Here is a 19,171-nt window from a genome sequence, read left to right as displayed (position 1 = left end):
ATAAATAAAAGAGAGTATATAGTCAATGATTACTTCCCATATTTATATTTAGTAAGAACTTTGATAACATTTTGATCTAAATGAATTAATTTATTATTAAAATAACTCGAGCTTAATGTTTTCTGTAATAAATCATTAAATAATTTGATATCCGCATCATTAGTAGCGATGTAGTTAAATTTATTTACGATCATATAAAACCAACTTTCATTATTGAATTAATTGCAATATATATTACTTTGTATTTTGCAAAATAATATCCTAAATTAATTTAATATGGAAAACTCGATAAACACATAAATTGATATAAGATATAAAATTTTAGAGATGAATCTCGCTTTTACCATTATTCTTGTTTGGTTATTTTAACACAAAGATTAATAGTTGTTATTCTCGATAGAAATTCCTTCTATTATTTTTACCCCAGAACTTGTCCCTATTCTAGATACCCCTAAATCTATCATTTTTTTAGCATCTTCATAAGTCTTCACACCACCAGCTGCTTTTACTTTTGCTCTTCCTTTTACAACTGAAAGCATTAGTTCAACAACTTCAAATGTTGCCCCTTGTGTTGAAAACCCAGTTGATGTTTTGACATATTCAACACCTGATTCCAATGCTAACTCACAAACTTTTATAATTTCCTCATTAGTTAATAAACAAGTTTCCAAAATTACTTTAACAATATTATTTGGAGCTTGTTTTTTAACTTCTTTGATATCCTCTAATACAAGATCTCAATTTCCATCTTTTACAGCGCCAATATTAACTACCATATCTATTTCATTAGCCCCTCTATTTAATGCTTCTTTTGTTTCAAAAGCCTTAACAGATGTTAAGGTCGCACCTAAAGGAAAGCCTATAACTGTTGTAATGCCAACATTACTTCCTTTTAAGGTTTGTTTTGCAAGTTCAATTTGAGTAGGATTGACACATACAGTAGCAAAATCATATTTGATAGCCTCTAAACATAACTCTTTGATTTCTTTGTTAGTGGCTGTTTGTTTTAGTAAAGTATGATCTATGTAATTATTTATTTTCATGTTATATAACACCTCTTTCGTCTTGGTTTCTTTCGATGACATTAAGTACTTTAATAGCCTCACAAGAAATATTCAATAAATAGTCTCTTAATTTGTAATCGTTATTTAATATCATTTTTGAAAAAACTGCTAATTCGTAATCAAATAAGTTTACTTCTAGCGGAGCATTTTCTTCATAAACAGTATTTTTGTTCATATTTTGATGAGAAAGAACAGAAATATTTTTTAAACTTATACAATCATCAAATATAATCGTAGCCATATCAGAAGATATTTCATTTTTTATTGTTCCTGCACTAGCTTTACTACAAACTATATTTACAATTGCTTCATTTTCGTGTCTTAGTAATACACAATCGTTTAAGCCACTACCATTAGGTAATTTCAAACCCATTGCTTTCACTTCTTTTACAGGACCAAAAAGCGATATTGCTAATTCAACAGGATAAATAAGCATATCATAAGTTGAACCTTTACCTAATTTCTCATCAAATACAGAATCGTATATTCCTTTTTTTACATTTTCCATTCTTGATGAGTATTGTTTTAAATTAAATGTTGCTAAAAAAGGATTTATATTATTTGAGTATTCGAATAAGATTGCGAATTGAGGTAAATGAATTGTTTTATATGCCTCCATTAAAATGACATTGTTCATTATTGCTAATTCTGATAACTCGAGTGCTTGATTATATTCTAATGTTAAGGGTTTTTCTAATAAGACATGTTTTTGCAATTGTATGAAATATTTAGCCTGTTCAAAATGTAAACCATTAGGTGTTGCAATATAAACAGCATCAACCTCATCGATCATTACATTAAATGAGTCAACTGCCCTTGCATATAATTTGTATTTTCTAATGATACTTTGTGCTTTGTCTTTTTTTCTTGAGTAACAACAAGCAATTTCAAGATTTGGATTTTTTAAAGCAGCCTTTATAAACTCTTCGACAATTTTTCCTGTCCCAATAGTTCCAATTTTTATCATTAATTATCATTCTCCATAAACGGATTGTCAACCTTTTTTTTATCCAAAACTTTTTCTTCTATATTTTTTGTTTTGTTCATAGGATTAACAACTGTTTCTTTCAGTTTAATTTCTTCATATCAAGTTTTATTAATGTGATGTTGTTCAGTTAGTCTTGATAATGTTTCTAGGATCGAAATAGAAACACCAAATATAAATAGTACTATAATTACTACAATTGTTGATATTAATCTTGTTCGTGGGTCTAGATTTTTGAATAAAATAACAGCTAAACCAAGTAAAAAAACAACAATCATGAAGCAACAAGACATTGATATGTATATTTTTTCATTCTTTGTAAACTTTTGTTTAGTTAATTTATGTATATAAAATCTTAAAATGAAGTAAATGATGCCAGCTAGAATTGCTAGAAAATAAAGTGTAAATTGAATTTTGTAATAAATTTCACTAAAGGCTAGCACATCATTGTTTTGAGTTTTTATAGCATATACTAGACTAATCAAACCAATTGAATACATCAAAATTAAAGATAAAGTCAATAAAAATTTAATGAATACAAACGTTTTTGGATTTATTTTATTTTTCATAAGCTAATTCACCTTCGATAATAGTTTTAATGACATCATAATTATTGTCTAAAACAACCAAATCTGCCAACTTACCTACTTCAATGCTACCTACTTGCCCGTAGATGTTAAGTTGTTTGGCAATATTGATAGAAGTCATTTTTATCAAGTTATTTAATGTTAATCCAGGTATTTCTTCCATCATTACACGTACATTATGATCATATGTTGCCCCTGCTCCAGCAAGCGCACCCCCCTCTTTTAGATAAACTTTCATGCCTTCCTTAATGACATCTAAGTTTCCTAATTTGTAATTACCATCACTTAAGCCTTTTGCACTCATCGCATCAGTTATAATACAAATTTGATCGGGTCCTTTAACTTTATATATAAGTCGTAGAGTTTCTGGTTTTATATGAATTCCATCTGATATGACTTCACACAAAATGTCATCAAAATATAATCCTGCAGTTGCTAAACCTGGTTCGTGTTGAGAAACACCACTCATACCATTAAATAAATGAGTGACATGTTTGACACCAAGATTATAATCTTTTATAAAATCCTTCAACATCAAATTTGTATGTCCTGCAGAGGGTAAAATATTGTTTTCTAATAAATACTTTGTAAAACTACCATCTTGTAAGTCAGGAGCATAGGTAACAATTTTAATATTATTATCTGATGCTTCTATAAATTCATTTAGAGTATTAATATTTGGAGTTTCTAATAATGCTAATTCATGAGCACCTTTTTTTGAAGGCGAAATAAAAGGACCTTCTAAATGGCAACCTAAGTTTTTAGAGTTTTTTGATCTTTGATTTTTCATAAACTCACTAAAAGCTTTCAAATACTTCAAATTGTTGTCTTTTGAATTTGTAACGCTTGCTTGAATAAAACTTGTTATTCCTTCGCGTTTTACAATATTTGCAAATTTATGATATGATTCTATATCTCCAGATTCAAAGTCAACACCATAACCACCGTGTACGTGACAATCTATAAAACCAGGAAGTATAAAATTGTTGTCTAAATCAATTCCATCTTTTAAACATTCTCCCTTGTTAATAGACTTGATTTTCTTATTTTCGATTTCTATTCAACCGTTTTCGATAATTCCATTTTCTAGAACAATTTGTGCATTTTTTAAAATCATTTTTACTCTCCTAACACATTAATTTTAAGGTAAATTTCTTAACATTCCGTTATTAAATAAAAAAAATCTTTTTTAAGATTTTCATTTAATGAACCCAAAAACAGATGCGGTTGAGAATGATATTAATACTAATGGCCAAGATGTCATTAACCATGTCGGCGCTGCAATCTCTTCTCTAAATAAAGTTCAAATAGTTAATTGTATAATTGTTGTTACAGTTCATAATATTATCAATTGGTTAAACATCAATTTATTATAATTAAAACGTTTTATATTTATTGCCATAATCCACCCTACTAAAATAGGAGTTAATGCGAAAGGCATAATTACAATACTTAAAACTGCAATAGTTATTTGTGTTGGACTTTTATATGGGTGTACTAACCCTGGTAAAATCATTGTTAATATGTAAGTTATAATCAAAAATCAAAATCAAGCATTTTTTAATATCATGCTTTTAAATTCTCTTTTAGAATCTATTCTAACATTTCCAAGTCATCCTGTGAATTTTGACATACCATTATTTCTTGTTGAAATAAAAGTTGCTGCTCACATAGTTGAAAATATTATCAAAGAAGATAGTGATATTGGTAATAAGATTACGATAAATACAAGAGATGCTTGTAAAAGATTTAAAGAAACATTACCATTATAAGTATTATTAATTTCGTTAATACCATTACCTAGCAAACTACTTAGCCCATTTTGGAAATGATATCTTATTATTGTTAGGTAAGTAAAACTATTCTTTAAGTTAGATGAAAAATAATTTTTATCTAGACTGTTTCATATCTTATTAACATTTTCTAATTGGTTTAATTGTCCTTCCAACAAAGAAATGGTTATCAAACCAACAATAGCTATAAATATAAAGATTCCAAAAGATATATACATACCATATTTACCAACAGTTTTGATTGCATCATATTTGTATTGTCTTTTTATTTTTTCTATTATTGTTAGAAATACTGAAATTGATAGTAAAAATCCTAAAATAATACCTAACATTGGTAGTAAAAAAGACCACATAACAGCAATAAATACTAGTAATGATGAATGAACTTTGATCATTGTTGGAAGCCCTTCCAATCCAAAAACAAAATACGCTAAATCTATTGGGTTTTTAAGATTGTTTTTTACACGTGTAAAATATTCTTTGCCTTCGTCACCTAAAAACTTCATTATATTATCGATTTCATTAGAAATGTTCACTTTATTATTTAAAACTAAAGAAATGATAAGAAATGTTAGAAAAGTAATGGCAAATGAAGATGTTATTATTATTAATGTTTTATGCTTCATAATTTGACCTCTTTAAATATTATATAATGTTTGATTTGTAATTAATTTATAATTTTCTCTTTTAAAGTTGATTTTCGGTGATTCATTTCTCTTGAACAAGCTCTCAAAAATAACTCTTTATTTGATAGGATAAATAAATTTTTCTTAGCTCTAGTTATGGCAGTGTAAATCATTTTTTTATTTGTAAAGAAGTTAGTAGACTTGTTTGTGTCATCTAATACTAAAATTACTGTATTATATTCACTCCCTTGAGTCTTATGAATACTACAAGCATAATTTAAATTGATTTTAGAAAAACCCTCAGGTTTAAAGAATTTTGATCTAGCATTGAAATTTATGTAACCATATTCTAGTTTTTTATTATCAAAAGTTAATTTTTCTATGAAACCTACATCTCCATTTGATAGCTCTAATTTAGGGTCGTTTTCAATATACATTACTTTATCATTTTTTCTATATTCATATGCACCACGTTTATAAACATTCTCGTGTAGACGAGCTGGATTTACGAGTTCTTGAATTTCTTCATTCAAATTAATGATCCCCAAGTTATTTTTGTACATTGGTGCCACAATTTGAATGTCTGTTAACTCATCTTCCAATATAAGTGGTCTATATTCTGAATAAATTTTTTTAATTTCACTTAAAAGAGCATCATTATTTTCATTAAAAATAAAATGTAGATTATCAGAATCAACAAAATCAAAGTTTCTTATAGTTGATTCTTTGATGGAGTTTGCCAAATTTATTATTTTATTTTCTTTACCTTCATGATTTGTTTGACGATTATTTTTTGTCAAAGTGATAATTTTGAACTTATTACTTTCAATCAAATCTTGAAAAAGGTTACCGTAATTTACACTTGGAAGTTGGTCAACATCACCAACAAGTACTAGTTTTTTTTCTATCATTACACCTTTTAATAGACAAGCGAACAAATGATTATCTATCATTGAACATTCATCAAGAATTACAAGGTCCTTGAATGTAGGATTTTTTTCATCTAAATCAAATTTATCGTTACCAGAGTACTTCAATAGTTTATGGATTGTAGTAGCTGAATAGCCTGATGCTTCTTTAATTCTACCAACAGCTCTTCCTGTTGGAGCTGCTATCGCATAACTTTCTAGATTAAACATGATTTCATACATTTTAACTAAGCCCATAATCACAGTTGTTTTACCAGTACCTGGCCCACCTGTAATTATAATTAGGTTGTAAGTATAGAAACTTTCTAATGCTTCAACTTGTTCCTCATTATATTTAAATCCTTCAATATTTAATGTATTTGAGATATGTTCTTCAACTTCGGTCAATATTTCATCAAAACTTTTATTACATTTATCAGATGGATATATTTCGTTTGTTTCATTAAGAATTTTTGCTATGTATTCTTCATCTTCAAAGCTTTCTTTTGTATACACCTTTTTATTTTGAAAGTATAATATTTTTTCTTGTTTTGCATACAATAATTTAGAGTCAATATTATCAATATGAGGAAAATGCTTAATAAGTTCTTTTCTAAGTGTTATTAAATCAGTATAAGTATCTCCTGTTTTAAAAAGTATGTTGGTTGTCAACATATTAGCTCATCAAGATATTCTTTTTTTACTATCGTAAGGTTCACCAAATGCCAAAGCTACTTTGTCTATCTCTTCAAATGGAGTCAATCCACTGTTATTTGCATATTTGTAAAAATCATTTTTTAAGACTCATGACATCTCTTCTTTGTTTTCAAAATCCATTTGCAATCTGTTATAGAATTCAATTTTCAAATTATTGTTTAAAAAAGTATCTAAAATTGGGTTCTCATTAAAATTTTTTTTAACTACATCTTGAATTATTTGTGATTTTTCTTTAGTCATCCCTTTTACTAACATAAGATCATTTGGGTTATCAAGAATTTTTTTGAATACATCGTCTTTAAAGAAATCAAAAATATTTTTGGCAAGAGTTTTACCAATAGTTGGGAATAAAGATGAACTTAAATAATGTATGATTAAATCACTTGTAAGTTCTTTAACCTGTTTAACTGTTTCAACAACAAAACTTGTCTTATTCAATTTGTTGTTTATAAAAAGTTCTCCTTCTATTTCGTATATTATACCTAGTTTCATAATTGTAATAGGACCTGTGATAACAATAGATTTCTTTTCATTATCTATCAAGTTAAAAATGGCAACACCAAAATTATCGCTATTATATATAAATTTTTTTACTTTGCCTTTAAGTGTTTGCATATATTAATATTCTCCCATAGTTATTTTAAATTAATTACATTTATTTATAGAAAAAAAATACTCCCTGAGTATTTTAAATTAAATCATCAAAATCTATTTTTAAGTCTTGAGTTGAATCTTCTTTATTATCATCAGTTACTTTATTGTCAATAATATTCGATTTTTCTTCATTAGAGTTTGTTTGTTCTGATTTTTGTTTTGCTTGTTTAGTTTCTAAGGGTTTTTTTATAATATTTTCCTTAGGTTTTTCTTCGTCTGCTGATTTTGGAGGTAACGGTATATCATTGTTTTTAATGATAAATGATTTTTCCAAGGTTGTTGTTAAAATTTCATTCATGTCTAAGTCTTCTGGAACATCTTCTAGATCAGCGTATTTGAAAGTATTTACATTTAATTGGGTAAGGTTATCTTCCTCATCTAAAATGTTTAAAATATCTTTTGAATTTACGTTATATAGAAATGTTGCAAACTCATCACGTTTTTTGTTTCAAGGATATAACCTAACACCTCTTTTTGGTCTTGTCATTATAGGAACTAAATCTTGTTTAATTTTTTTAACATTTCCTTTATTTGTTAGGATTAAGATATCTCCTGAGTCAAATGCCTTCCCTGCAATTATGTCTTCATCCCTTACAACCGTTGATTTAACCCCTTTTGCATTAGGACCAGCACTTGGAATTTCAGAAATATCATATCTAACAGAAAAACCAGTTCTCGTTAACATAGTCACATATTTAGTTTTAGAAGTAACAAGTGATGCAGAAACTAGCTCATCATCTTCTGCTAATTTCATTATTCTAAATGATTTTGAGAACATCTTTGTTTCTAAATCTTCAACAGGTGTTCGTTTGATCATCCCTTTTTTAGTGGCTAATAATATTTCTTGTTTTGCGTTTTTATAATCTCTAACCACAAAAGCTGCTAAGATTTTTTCAGATTGACCACTTAATGTTGCTAACTTATTAAGGTGCATACCAATTTCTTTTCACTTACTTGGAGTTATTTTATAAACAGGTATAGAATAGTAAGTCCCAGCACTTGATACTAATAAAATGAAATCTAAACTAGATGCTGGAAACTGTGATATTCAAATATCATTAGGTTTTCTTTTAAAGTCATCTGGAGAGAATTTTCCAAGTTGTGATTCCTCAATCGATTTTAGATATCCATCTTGTGAAACTCAAACTGTATAGTTCTTTTGAACGATTGTTTTTTTGATTTCAACATCGATATTTTCGATTTCATCTACAACTTCACTTCTTCTCTCGACACCATAATTTTTCTTAGTGTCTTGCAATTGTTTGATAATTTCTGAATTTAAAACTTTGTTATCATTTAAAATTGCTTCGTATTGTGAAACTAATCCTATTAACTCTTCTTTTTCCTCATTAAGTTTTGTGATATCTGTTGAAGTTAAACGATATAATCTCAAATCAACGATTGCAATTGCTTGAACTTCACTAAATTGATATTTATTTACTAAATTTTGTATAGCATCAGTTCTGTTGGTTGATTCACGAATTATTTTAATCACTTCATCAAGAATTGAGATAGCTTTTATCAAACCTTCTATTATTTCAAGTCTTTTCTTTGCTTTATTTAAATCAAATTGTGTTTTTCTTGTAAATACTTCTTGGTAATGTTTAATGTAAGCATTAAGAATTCCAATAATTCCAAGTTGTTTAGGTTGTTTATCAACTATAACAACATTATTGTAATTATAAGAAACCTGTAATGGTGTATTTTTCAATAAAAATTTTCGTGTTAATTCATAATCTGCTTTAGGAGATAATTCAATAACTATTCTTAAACCAGTTCTATCTGTTTCGTCTCTAACTTCTTTTACTTCTATTTGAGGGTTAGCGTCTACAACGTCACCTATTTTTCTAACTAAATCTTGTTTTACAATTTCATAGGGAATTTCATCAATCACAATTGCATTTTCCTCTTGATGCATTTTCGATTGTAAAATTATTCTCCCTTTTCCGGTTTCAAAAGCATTTAAAATACCTTCTTTACCCATAACAATTGCCCCTGTTGGAAAATCAGGACCTTTAATAATTTTTGCAATATCAGTGATTTTAGCTTTTTTGTTTTTAATTAAGAATATAGTGGCATCAATAATTTCATTGATATTATGTGGAGGCATATTTGTAGCATAACCAGCAGCAATTCCAGTAGCACCGTTAACCAAGATATTTGGAAAGTATCCTGGTAAAACTGTTGGTTCTTTTTCAGAATCATCAAAGTTTGGTGCAAACAAAACTGTATCTTTTTGAAGGTCATTTAATAATAAACTAGCTGTTTTTGACAATCTTGATTCAGTATAACGCATTGCGGCAGCGCCATCACCATCAATTGAACCATTATTACCGTGCATATCAACTAACGGTATATTTAATTTTCAATGTTGACTCATACGAACTAATGCATCATATACCGATGTATCACTGTGTGGATGATATTTACCAATAACATCACCAACAATACGAGCAGATTTTTTATAAGGCTTGTCATGCGTTAAATTTATTTCATTCATCGCATATAAGACACGTCTTTGAACTGGTTTTAGTCCATCTCTGACATCTGGTAATGCCCTTTCTTGAATAATGTATTTAGCATATCGTCCAAAACGATCACCCATCAAGTCTTCCAATGAATAATTCAATATTCCTTTTTCATTTTTATTGTCAGCCATAATTGTCTCCTTTAGTTAATTTCAAAATTTATCTCTGATATATCATTGTTTAAAAAATCCATTATATTTAAATTTTGCATAGTATTTCTACCCTCAGTTGTTAAAATTCATAATTTTGTTGTCTTATCTTGGACATACATTCTTGGGTCATTTTTTGATATTAAATCTCTTGCTATCTCGATCATTTGTAATGAAATATCTTCAACAAGACCGATGTAGTTATACATGTTTTCTACTTCTGATGCGATTGTCTTGTTAACTTTTAAGTTATTTTCATTAATTTTATTGTACTCTTCAATTTCTAGTCCGAAGTCAGTTGTTACAAAAGATTCAAAATAAATAGTATCGTTATCTTCTTTATAAAAACAAATACACCTAGGAATTCCTTCTATCTTACGTAATCTGGTTTCAATATCGATAATTTTATTGATTTTTTCTTTGCTTTTCTCACAAACTACATCAAGACTATCACCAATAATCTCAGATACTCTATCTTTTTCAATCAAAATGGATCTTAGGTTAATGAAAATCCCAAAAATATCAATTCTTGTTGAAGCTATTTCTTTAGCAATTTCCTTCGATTTTAAAAGAACGGGTCCAGAAGTTGGATTTAAATAATATGAATCGGTGAACTCATCATATACCAAGATTCCTACTTGTGGTTTTGCTAATTCACGGGCCTTTTTCATAGATATTTTTGATTTTTCAATGAAACGGTTCATAGTTTTAATTAATCAATTAAACTCTTTATCGTTTTCAATATTAATCATTATAGATTGTTCACTTGAAGCAGAGGTTACTAAAAGTTGGTCTTCATCATCTGTATTTCTCATTTCAAAATAAAGTTTACCCTGATCAAATTGATGAGAAACACTAAAACTGTTGAAAATACCAAACCGTTTAATGTCTTTATTAATTTTGTTGTATTCCAAGAATTTCTCTAAAATTGCTTGCACCTTTTTTTCGTAACTTAGTTGCTCCAAGATGTATACCTCCGGAATAATATACTTATTATACTTCTACATATTCATTATTATCTTCTAGTGTAAATTTAACATTCTCTTCAATTCACTCTTTTCTTTTTTCTGCATTATCTCCCATCAATGTTCTAAAAGCATTTTCTGCAGCTAATGCATCATCAATTGTTACTAAAATTAATTTTCTTGATTCGGGGTCCATTGTAGTTTCTCAAAGTTGTATGGCATTCATTTCACCAAGACCTTTATATCTTTGAATTTCTACTTTTGTTTTTACCTTTTTCATATAATCAACTAATTCATCTTCTGTTCATAAATAAATGAATTTACTTTTGTTACTTGCTTGTGTAATTTTAAATAAAGGAGGCATTGCTATATAAATGTGTTTTTCTAAAATAAGTTCTTTCATATATCTATAAAAGAATGTTAACAATAATGTTTGAATGTGTGCTCCATCTGTATCGGCGTCCGTCATTAAAATTATTTTTCCATAATTAATATCTTCAACATCGAAATCACTTCCAATACCAGCCCCGATTGCGTTAATAATTGTAGTTATCTCTTCATTTTTTAATAAATCTACTAACTTTGTTTTTTCTGCATTTATTACTTTTCCTTTAAGTGGTAAAATCGCTTGAAATTTTCTATCTCTACCTGATTTTGCACTACCACCAGCTGAATCCCCCTCAACTAAGAATAGTTCATTAATTGCTTTGTTTTTCCCTTGAGCTGGTGTTAGTTTACCAAGCATTGTTTTTCCTTTTGTTTTTGTTTTTTGATCTCTTATAGCTTGCCTTGCTTTTCTTGCTTCTTCTCTTGCTTTTCTTGCTAAAAGAGCTTTTTCAATAATTGCAATTGCAATTGTTTTATTTTCTTGTAATCAGAAATTAAAACTTTGTTCTGTTATTTTTTCACAAGCTTGTTTAGCTTCGCTAGTTCCTAATTTTCCTTTTGTTTGACCTTCATATTGAATCAAACTTTCAGGAATTTTAACTGTTACAACAGCAATTAATCCTTCTTTAATATCTGATGAGTCTAATTTTTTGTCTTTTTCTTTAATTAAACTATGACTTTTTGCATATTCGTTAAGTGATTTTATTAACCCAGACCTAAAACCTGTAATATGTGTACCACCATCACTTGTTTTAACGTTGTTAGCAAATCCAAGAACTGTTTCTGAGAAATCATCTGAATATGTAAGAGCTATTTCAACATCAATGTCAAGTTCGCTTCCTTTTATTATGATTGGATTACACAAGGTTTTTTGTTGACCTTTTAATTCATTTACAAACTCGATTAATCCGTTTTCGTACTTGTATTCAACATACTTAGTACTTCTTTCGTCTTTAAGAGTAAGTTTTAGTCCTGAATTAAGTAAAGCTGATTCTTTCAATCTTTCTGATATAGTTGAAAAAGAGAATTTTGTTGTAGAGAATATTGTTTCATCTGGTGTAAAATTAACCATTGTACCAGTAGTTTTAGATGTTCCTACTTGTTTTAGAGGTTGAGATAGTTTACCACCCTTAGAAAATTTAATTTTTGATATTACGCCATCTCTATAAATTGTTACTTTAAACTTACTTGATAAAGCGTTTACAACTGATGAACCAACACCATGTAAACCACCAGAAGTTTTGTAACCATCGCCCCCAAATTTACCACCAGCATGAAGCACGGAGAAAATTATTTCAGGAGTTGATTTATTGGTTCCTTTATACATTCCAATTGGAACACCACGACCATTATCTTTAACTGTGATAGAACCATCTTTTTCAAGAGTTACATTTATTTCTGTACATACACCTGCTAATGCCTCATCAATTGAGTTATCAACTATTTCTCATACTAAATGATGTAATCCTTTTACATCTGTTGAACCAATGTACATTCCAGGTCTTTTTCTGACCGCATCTAAACCTTCTAAAACTTGAATGCTATCTTCTGTATATAATAAATCTTTTTTTGTCTCTGCCATTTTTTTAAAACTCCGTTAATTTAGTTAATAAATTAAATATAACACAAAAAATTTATAAATGCTAAAAATTAAAAAAATGCGATTAAATCTTACTTTTTCTTAAAAAAACCGCTAAATTTAATAAAAAAACATTGATTTTCAAGTGAATTAAGAATACTTTTTAGGTTTTTTGATCGGAAAAATCAAAATACAACAAGTTTTTTAGACAACTCAAATTAAAAAAACATCTTAATAGATGCTTTTAATATGACTTTTTATTTCAATTACTTTAAATTTCTTTTATTTTTTCTACATATACTTCTTATTTTCGTTGCAATCATATCAATAGCGATATAATTTCCTTCGTAATAAGGAATTATTATATCTGCAAAATCAATAGATGTCTCCACAAAGTGCTTATACATTGGACGAACTGTTGTTAAATATTGGTTAACAATATCATCAAGTTCCCTACCGCGTTCTTTAACATCTCTAATCATTCTTCTAATAAACCTGATATCGTCATCAGTTCTAATGAATATTTTTATATCTGCTCTCTTTCTTAGCTCTTCGATATGTAAAGCTAAAATACCATCTAAAATAATCACATCACTTGAGTTGATTTTTCTGGTTTTTCCTGATTGAGAATGTGTTGTAAAATCATAAATTGGAACATCTACACTTTTACCTTCTTTTAATTCATCCAAATGTTTGCATAATAATTCTATATCAATTGAATTTGGATGATCAAAATTGAGATTACTACGTTCTTTTTTGGATAAATTACTATAATCCTTGTAATAACTATCCATACAAATTCTAACTACAGATTCTTTATCTAATATTTCATCGGCTATTTTTCTAGAAACAGTAGATTTTCCGCTAGCACTACCACCAGCAATTAAAATTATTGTGACTTTTCTCATAAGTTTCTCCACAATATAGTTTAGCAAAAAAAATATTAAAATGTTAAACTAATGTTGCAAAGGTTATGAAAATCACAAGGTCACATGACTTTTGGGATTTAATGCCTTATTGTATGGTCATTTTCTATTTGTAAATAAAATAAATTTTTCTATAAATAAGTTATAAAATAGTTACAAAGGAAGAGGTAAATATGTCAAAAAAAGTATTAGTAATTTCTGGTACAGTAAGTCCAGCTGATAAATCATATTCAATTGCTTTATCTGAAAAATTTATCGAAGAGTATTCTAAAATAAACAAAGAAGATGAAATTATTTATTTAGATTTGAATAAAGAAGTGATGGCTCAAAAAACTTTAACAAGAGATAATTTCAAAGAATTTTTTAATGAAGAAGATTCAATAAAATATATCAATCAATTAAAGTCAGTTGATAAAGTAATCATTTCTAGTCCAATGAATAATTTTGCCGTTACTGCTATGATCAAAAACTATTTAGATCATATTTTGATGGCTGATCAAACTTTTTCGTATAAGTATGTTAAAAAAGGTGATGCTAAAGGATTGTTGGAACACTTAAAAGTTCAAATCTTAACAACGCAAGGAGCTCCCTATGGTTGGTATCCATTTGGAGATCACACTGCTTATCTTAAAGGTACATGGGAATTTGTTGGGGCAAAAGTTAATGAACCAATATTATTCGCTGGTACTAAAGTTGAACCAATATCAAAACAAACACCAAAAGAAGCAATTGAAAGCATTTCTTCTAAGATAAAAGAAATTGCTGCCAAATTTTAACGAGTTTACTCGTTTTTTTATCTTTGGTTTATAAAATAATTAATGTATAATTTTTTAGGAATGGAGATATTAATTTATGTACGCTTTTGATTATGAAGATATCCAGTTAATACCTAATTTATGTGTAGTTAACTCAAGAAGTGAATGTGACACATCGGTAAAACTAGGAAATCACACTTTTAAAATGCCTGTAGTACCCGCTAACATGGCATCAGTTATCAATGAGGAGTTATGTGTTTTATTAGCAAAAAATAACTTTTTTTATGTAATGCACAGATTTAATATAGATACTTTTGAATTTACTAAAAAAATGAAAAGTATGGGTTTGATAGCATCAATCTCTGTTGGTGTTAAAAAAGAAGATTATGAAATTATAAAAAGACTAGCAAAAGAAAACTTAATACCTGAATATATAACTATCGACATTGCTCATGGTCATTCTATCAATGTAAAAAAAATGATCGAGCATATTAGAGAATATATGCAAGATAAAACATTTATAATTGCAGGTAACGTGGGTACCCCACACGCTGTTAGAGACTTAGAATATTGAGGAGCTGACGCCACTAAAGTCGGAGTTGGACCTGGAAAAGTTTGTATAACAAAACTTAAAACCGGTTTTGGAACTGGTGGTTGACAACTTGGAGCAATTAAATGATGTAGTAAGGCTGCCAATAAGCCTATAATTGCTGATGGTGGTTTAAGAGTAAATGGAGACATTGCTAAATCATTACGTTTCGGAGCTACTATGTGTATGATCGGTAGCCTATTCGCAGCTCACGAGGAATCTCCTGGTAAAAATGTTGAAGTTGATGGCGTTTTATTTAAAGAATACTATGGTAGTGCCAGTGAGTATAATAAAGGTGAAAAACGTTATGTTGAAGGAAAAAAAGAACTTATTCAAGTAAGAGGTAAGTTATTGGAAACTTACAAAGAAATGAACGAGGACTTGCAATCATCAATTTCTTATTCTGGTGGAAAAGTTGTTAGTGATATTAAAAAAGTAGACTATGTAATTTTAAAAACAAGTAACTTTTAATAAACTATAGTACTATAAGTAATTATGAATGTAATTAATACCCTTTTACTATAAAATAAGATTGTAAAAGGAGATGTTATTTATGGAAAAATGTTTATTAAATGGTTGTGGAAAAGCAATCAATCAATTGAGCCCAAAAAGAGTTTATAAATATGATGAGAATATTGAAGATGAAGTTGCTGTTCCAGTTTGTGATGAGTGCTATGATAATGATAAAAAAGAAGAAAATGATATCGATTGACTACACTCAGTAGAAGAATAATTAATTTACTAAAAGGTAATTACGTAAAAAAATCGCTAATTAGCGATTTTTTCTTTTTCCTATTAAAAAAAAGTTGTTTCCTTTACTAAATCCTGCAAAGAACTTCATTTTGATATACTCTTGACCGATACTAGGATTTTCATAACGGAATTTATTTAAAGCAGAATATAATTGCCTATCTTCATTTTTTAATTTATCTCATCAATCTTTATTAAATAAAATATTGTCGCATAATATTAAAGAACAATTTGAAATAAAGGCAGTCTCATTTTTCAATTTACCTTTGATCTCTTCCATATATTGCTCAAAAAAACTAGAAAGTCTATCATCTTTTGAATCATAAACAATTGTTACATACGAATAATTATCATGATTCTTTAAATTTATTGTTGCTGCCCTATTTTTTATATAAATATTATTTACTGAATTTAAAAGTAGATAATCTTTTGGACAAACTTGTGGCTGCAATATATCTGATATTTCAAATATTTCAGTTTGTGGAAGATTGAAAGTAAGCACCTTAAAAGTTGGTTTATTGTTAAATATATTTTCTATAAAACCTGTATATAAATTAATCAATGATTTAACATGGTTAGAGAGTTTTTTTAATTTATAAATTTCTAAAGCTTTGTAACCATCTTCTTTAATGTTGTTAAAATTTTCAACAAACTCTTCTTTAGCTACTTCTAATTGAACTCTACTAATAAATAATCTGTAAAGGACTATTTTAAAATGTACTTTATAAATATCAACATTTTTAGAATTCTTATCTAACTCAATTTTTTTTATCTCGTTATCATGTTGTCTACACAGACCAAAAAATTTGAAATTATTGTCTGTTACTTCTGAAAAAAAGTTCTCACCCATTTTATAATTATTGTCGAACGGATTTACTTTATTTGTTGTTACCATAGGATTTTTATCAAAATTCAAATTGTATAATTTATTTTCTGTTGCTTTATTACTACAATCTTTAAAATTACACTTCTCTTTTTTAGCTAAATCATTGAAGTGTTGCGTAAATAAGTTACTTGAATAATTCAAATATGTTTCGTAGTCATTTTTTGATAATAGACTCTTAACAAAAGGAACGTACTTGCTACTTACAGATGACTTCATAGATTTTTTACAGCAATCTTTGAAAGCTAAGGTACTCAAGCAATAGCAAAGTTCTTCGTTTTTAAATCTGAAGAAATCGATATCATTTGATTGCAAGAAATTAATATTATCATTATCTAAAAAATAATTTTCAAAAATAGAGTCTACAAATTTTTGTGCTTCCTCATTTGATATTTTATTATTTTTAATTGAGTCATAAATTGCGGTTCTGTCGACTAGAGTATTAAAATTTTTGTCTTCTTTTTCAAATTTTTTCACTATATATTAACCGCCTTTATTTTTTTTAACGCTTTTTAGAAAGTCTTTTTAATTGTCTTTTTAAATCTTTTTTCTTATTTTGAATGTTTCTTTTTATGTCTAATTTTTTCTTTTTTTCCCTTATTTTATTTTCTTGTTTTACTTTCTTTCTTTCTTTTTTTCTATTCTCTTTATCTTTTTTTATTCTAATTTTTTCTTGTTTTATAGCATTTTGATTCTTTTTAACTTCTTTAGGTTCATCAACAACTATTTCTTGATAAACAAACTTTTTATTTTTCTTATCGAAAATATTAAATGGTTCTTTATCTTGATCAAGTAAGTCATCGTCATTTATTACTAGTTTTTTAAATAATAAAGCTTCTTTGTCTGAATCATGGTGCAATTTGAAGTTAAATAAATTCATAAACTCCTTAGTATAAATTGCATTCTCACAATATGAGTCAAAAACTAGTTGTTTTATTTCTAAAGCATCATTAGATGATTTTATTGTATATATTCATTGAATATCTCTAAAATAGCACTCATATAACATTTCGCAAAAATCTTCTCTTATTTTTGGTTCATTTCTCATAAGAGGAATTGAATCAATGAACTCTTCAAAAGCTTTATTCTGAAAAAAGAAATCTGCTTGATCTCCGTAGTTTAAAACATCACCATCATCCATATTAAAAACGATTTGTCCTAACTTTTTAATAAATTGTTCATCATTTCTAAATGTTGATTTTAAGACTTCTAGATATTGCTTATGTAGTAAAATATCTGTTTTTTCAATCGGCATTTTTGAATACTCAAAATATTTTTCTCTCAATAAACCAACTGCGTTCATACCTGTAACTGTTAATAAATCCTTTTTACTTGAGTTGTATTTAGTAAATTTGTCGTAATGATTCCCTATTCCGATAGTTTTATCATCTGCAAATTCTGCTGGTTTTAGTGAAACTATAGGGAATATATAGGGATATGTACATTTGATTGAATAAAATCAAAGTTTTGATTTGATAAGTTTCAAATAACTTGATTTCATAATCACATTTAACTTCATAAGTTCTTCGTCTGTAAACTCAATAAGAGCATCTAATTGAAGATCCATGTCTGGTATTTTTTTCAGAAATTTTGGATAATACTTTTCGAAACTAAGTGTACTTTCTAATCACTTACCGTTAAACATTTCATTAATTAATTTTAAATCTTCTACATCATAAAATTCACCATCTATAAGTTTTTGATCATCATCAAAAACAAAAGTTTGTTTTCCCGGCATAATAAAATTATTAACGATTATTTTTCTTACGTACATAAAAAGACCCCTTTTACTATATTTGTATTATTATATCAAAAATGAGTCTTTATTTGAAGGGATATTTCCTAAGGTCAATCTAAACAGGAATGTATTAGTATTATTGGATATAAATTAGAATATATATAGTTAAGTAAAAGGTGTTCTTTGTATGCTAATTATTGAATGATGCATACAAATATACGATCATGGTTATTTACTATAAATATTATGGGTAAATACAGGACAATATCTTATGAAAGTGAAAGCCTTTTAGTACTTGAGTTAATATATATTTCAAGATTCAAATAACATCAAATATGAAGCACTTTTTATGATTATTCTTATTTAGCCTATAAATTAATTTTCTAATTTCTTAGAGATTTATTAAATTTGCTCCCTTAGTAAACTTTACTTTTAATAAAACTGTATATTTATACAATTTTGAATCTATTTGGTAAATAAATTTAAGTTATTCAATAAATATTATTTAATAAAATTAAATGCCGTACTAAATACAATTCTCTTATATATAGATTATATTAGAATTTTCTTATTCTAACTAAATACATA

The 19,171-nt window shown here is 27.5% G+C and carries 16 protein-coding genes; 3 read left to right on the top strand and 13 right to left on the bottom strand.

The window, feature by feature from the left end; translation table 4 throughout:
- Positions 1-29 precede the first annotated feature (29 nt).
- The 11 genes from ACI2WZ_RS02725 to udk form a co-directional block, all read right to left on the bottom strand.
- Complete coding sequence (locus tag ACI2WZ_RS02725; RefSeq protein WP_500244528.1) at positions 30-194, bottom strand: hypothetical protein; 165 nt, start codon at positions 192-194, stop codon at positions 30-32.
- A 183-nt stretch (positions 195-377) separates the two neighbouring features.
- The gene (gene deoC / locus ACI2WZ_RS02720) at positions 378-1,043 is read right to left on the bottom strand and encodes a deoxyribose-phosphate aldolase (RefSeq protein ID WP_500244527.1); all 666 of its coding nucleotides are present in this window, start codon (positions 1,041-1,043) and stop codon (positions 378-380) included.
- Position 1,044: 1 nt separating this feature from the next.
- A complete protein-coding gene (locus ACI2WZ_RS02715) occupies positions 1,045-2,031 on the bottom strand; it encodes a Gfo/Idh/MocA family protein (protein WP_500244526.1) in 987 nt (328 codons plus the stop codon).
- A complete protein-coding gene (locus ACI2WZ_RS02710; protein ID WP_500244525.1) occupies positions 2,031-2,618 on the bottom strand; it encodes a hypothetical protein in 588 nt (195 codons plus the stop codon). Before ACI2WZ_RS02710 ends, ACI2WZ_RS02715 begins: the two co-directional genes overlap by 1 nt.
- A complete protein-coding gene (nagA, locus tag ACI2WZ_RS02705; RefSeq protein WP_500244524.1) occupies positions 2,608-3,753 on the bottom strand; it encodes an N-acetylglucosamine-6-phosphate deacetylase in 1,146 nt (381 codons plus the stop codon). The genes ACI2WZ_RS02710 and nagA overlap by 11 nt, the downstream gene beginning before the upstream one ends.
- Positions 3,754-3,825: 72 nt before the next feature.
- Positions 3,826-5,055 (bottom strand): motility-associated protein Scm1, encoded by a 1,230-nt coding sequence (scm1, locus tag ACI2WZ_RS02700; RefSeq protein WP_500244523.1) that lies wholly within the window; start codon positions 5,053-5,055, stop codon positions 3,826-3,828.
- A gap of 41 nt (positions 5,056-5,096) precedes the next feature.
- A complete protein-coding gene (gene recD2, locus ACI2WZ_RS02695) occupies positions 5,097-7,295 on the bottom strand; it encodes an SF1B family DNA helicase RecD2 (protein WP_500244522.1) in 2,199 nt (732 codons plus the stop codon).
- A gap of 73 nt (positions 7,296-7,368) precedes the next feature.
- Entirely contained in the window at positions 7,369-9,993 is a 2,625-nt protein-coding gene (gene parC / locus ACI2WZ_RS02690) for a DNA topoisomerase IV subunit A (protein ID WP_500244521.1), read from the bottom strand.
- 11 nt (positions 9,994-10,004) lie between these two features.
- Positions 10,005-10,976, bottom strand: coding sequence for a hypothetical protein (locus tag ACI2WZ_RS02685; RefSeq protein WP_023789414.1), 972 nt, complete (start codon positions 10,974-10,976; stop codon positions 10,005-10,007).
- Positions 10,977-11,004: 28 nt separating this feature from the next.
- The gene (parE, locus tag ACI2WZ_RS02680; protein WP_023789412.1) at positions 11,005-12,945 is read right to left on the bottom strand and encodes a DNA topoisomerase IV subunit B; all 1,941 of its coding nucleotides are present in this window, start codon (positions 12,943-12,945) and stop codon (positions 11,005-11,007) included.
- Positions 12,946-13,208: 263 nt separating this feature from the next.
- Positions 13,209-13,850, bottom strand: a complete 642-nt coding sequence (gene udk, locus ACI2WZ_RS02675; RefSeq protein WP_023789410.1) for a uridine kinase — start codon at positions 13,848-13,850, stop codon at positions 13,209-13,211.
- 191 nt (positions 13,851-14,041) lie between these two features.
- Here udk and ACI2WZ_RS02670 point away from each other — a divergent pair, with 191 nt between their 5' ends.
- From ACI2WZ_RS02670 to ACI2WZ_RS02660, 3 genes are all read left to right on the top strand, one after another.
- Complete coding sequence (locus ACI2WZ_RS02670; protein WP_023789408.1) at positions 14,042-14,644, top strand: FMN-dependent NADH-azoreductase; 603 nt, start codon at positions 14,042-14,044, stop codon at positions 14,642-14,644.
- Between the two features lie 76 nt (positions 14,645-14,720).
- Entirely contained in the window at positions 14,721-15,683 is a 963-nt protein-coding gene (locus ACI2WZ_RS02665; RefSeq protein WP_500244520.1) for a GMP reductase, read from the top strand.
- Between the two features lie 82 nt (positions 15,684-15,765).
- The gene (locus ACI2WZ_RS02660) at positions 15,766-15,945 is read left to right on the top strand and encodes a hypothetical protein (RefSeq protein WP_023789404.1); all 180 of its coding nucleotides are present in this window, start codon (positions 15,766-15,768) and stop codon (positions 15,943-15,945) included.
- Positions 15,946-15,984: 39 nt separating this feature from the next.
- On the opposite strand, the gene ACI2WZ_RS02655 is transcribed toward ACI2WZ_RS02660, so the two are convergent.
- Together ACI2WZ_RS02655 and ACI2WZ_RS02650 are read right to left on the bottom strand one after the other, a co-directional pair.
- Entirely contained in the window at positions 15,985-17,322 is a 1,338-nt protein-coding gene (locus ACI2WZ_RS02655) for a hypothetical protein (RefSeq protein WP_500244519.1), read from the bottom strand.
- A gap of 25 nt (positions 17,323-17,347) precedes the next feature.
- On the bottom strand, positions 17,348-18,619 hold the full coding sequence (locus tag ACI2WZ_RS02650; protein WP_500244518.1) for a hypothetical protein: 1,272 nt from the start codon (positions 18,617-18,619) through the stop codon (positions 17,348-17,350).
- Positions 18,620-19,171: the final 552 nt, after the last annotated feature.

This window comes from Spiroplasma endosymbiont of Megachile willughbiella, assembly GCF_964273395.1.
Lineage (GTDB): Bacteria > Bacillota_I > Bacilli_A > Mycoplasmatales > Mycoplasmataceae > Spiroplasma_A > Spiroplasma_A apis.
Note: the sequence above shows the minus strand (reverse complement) of the source record. Positions and strands in the feature narration are given on the sequence as shown.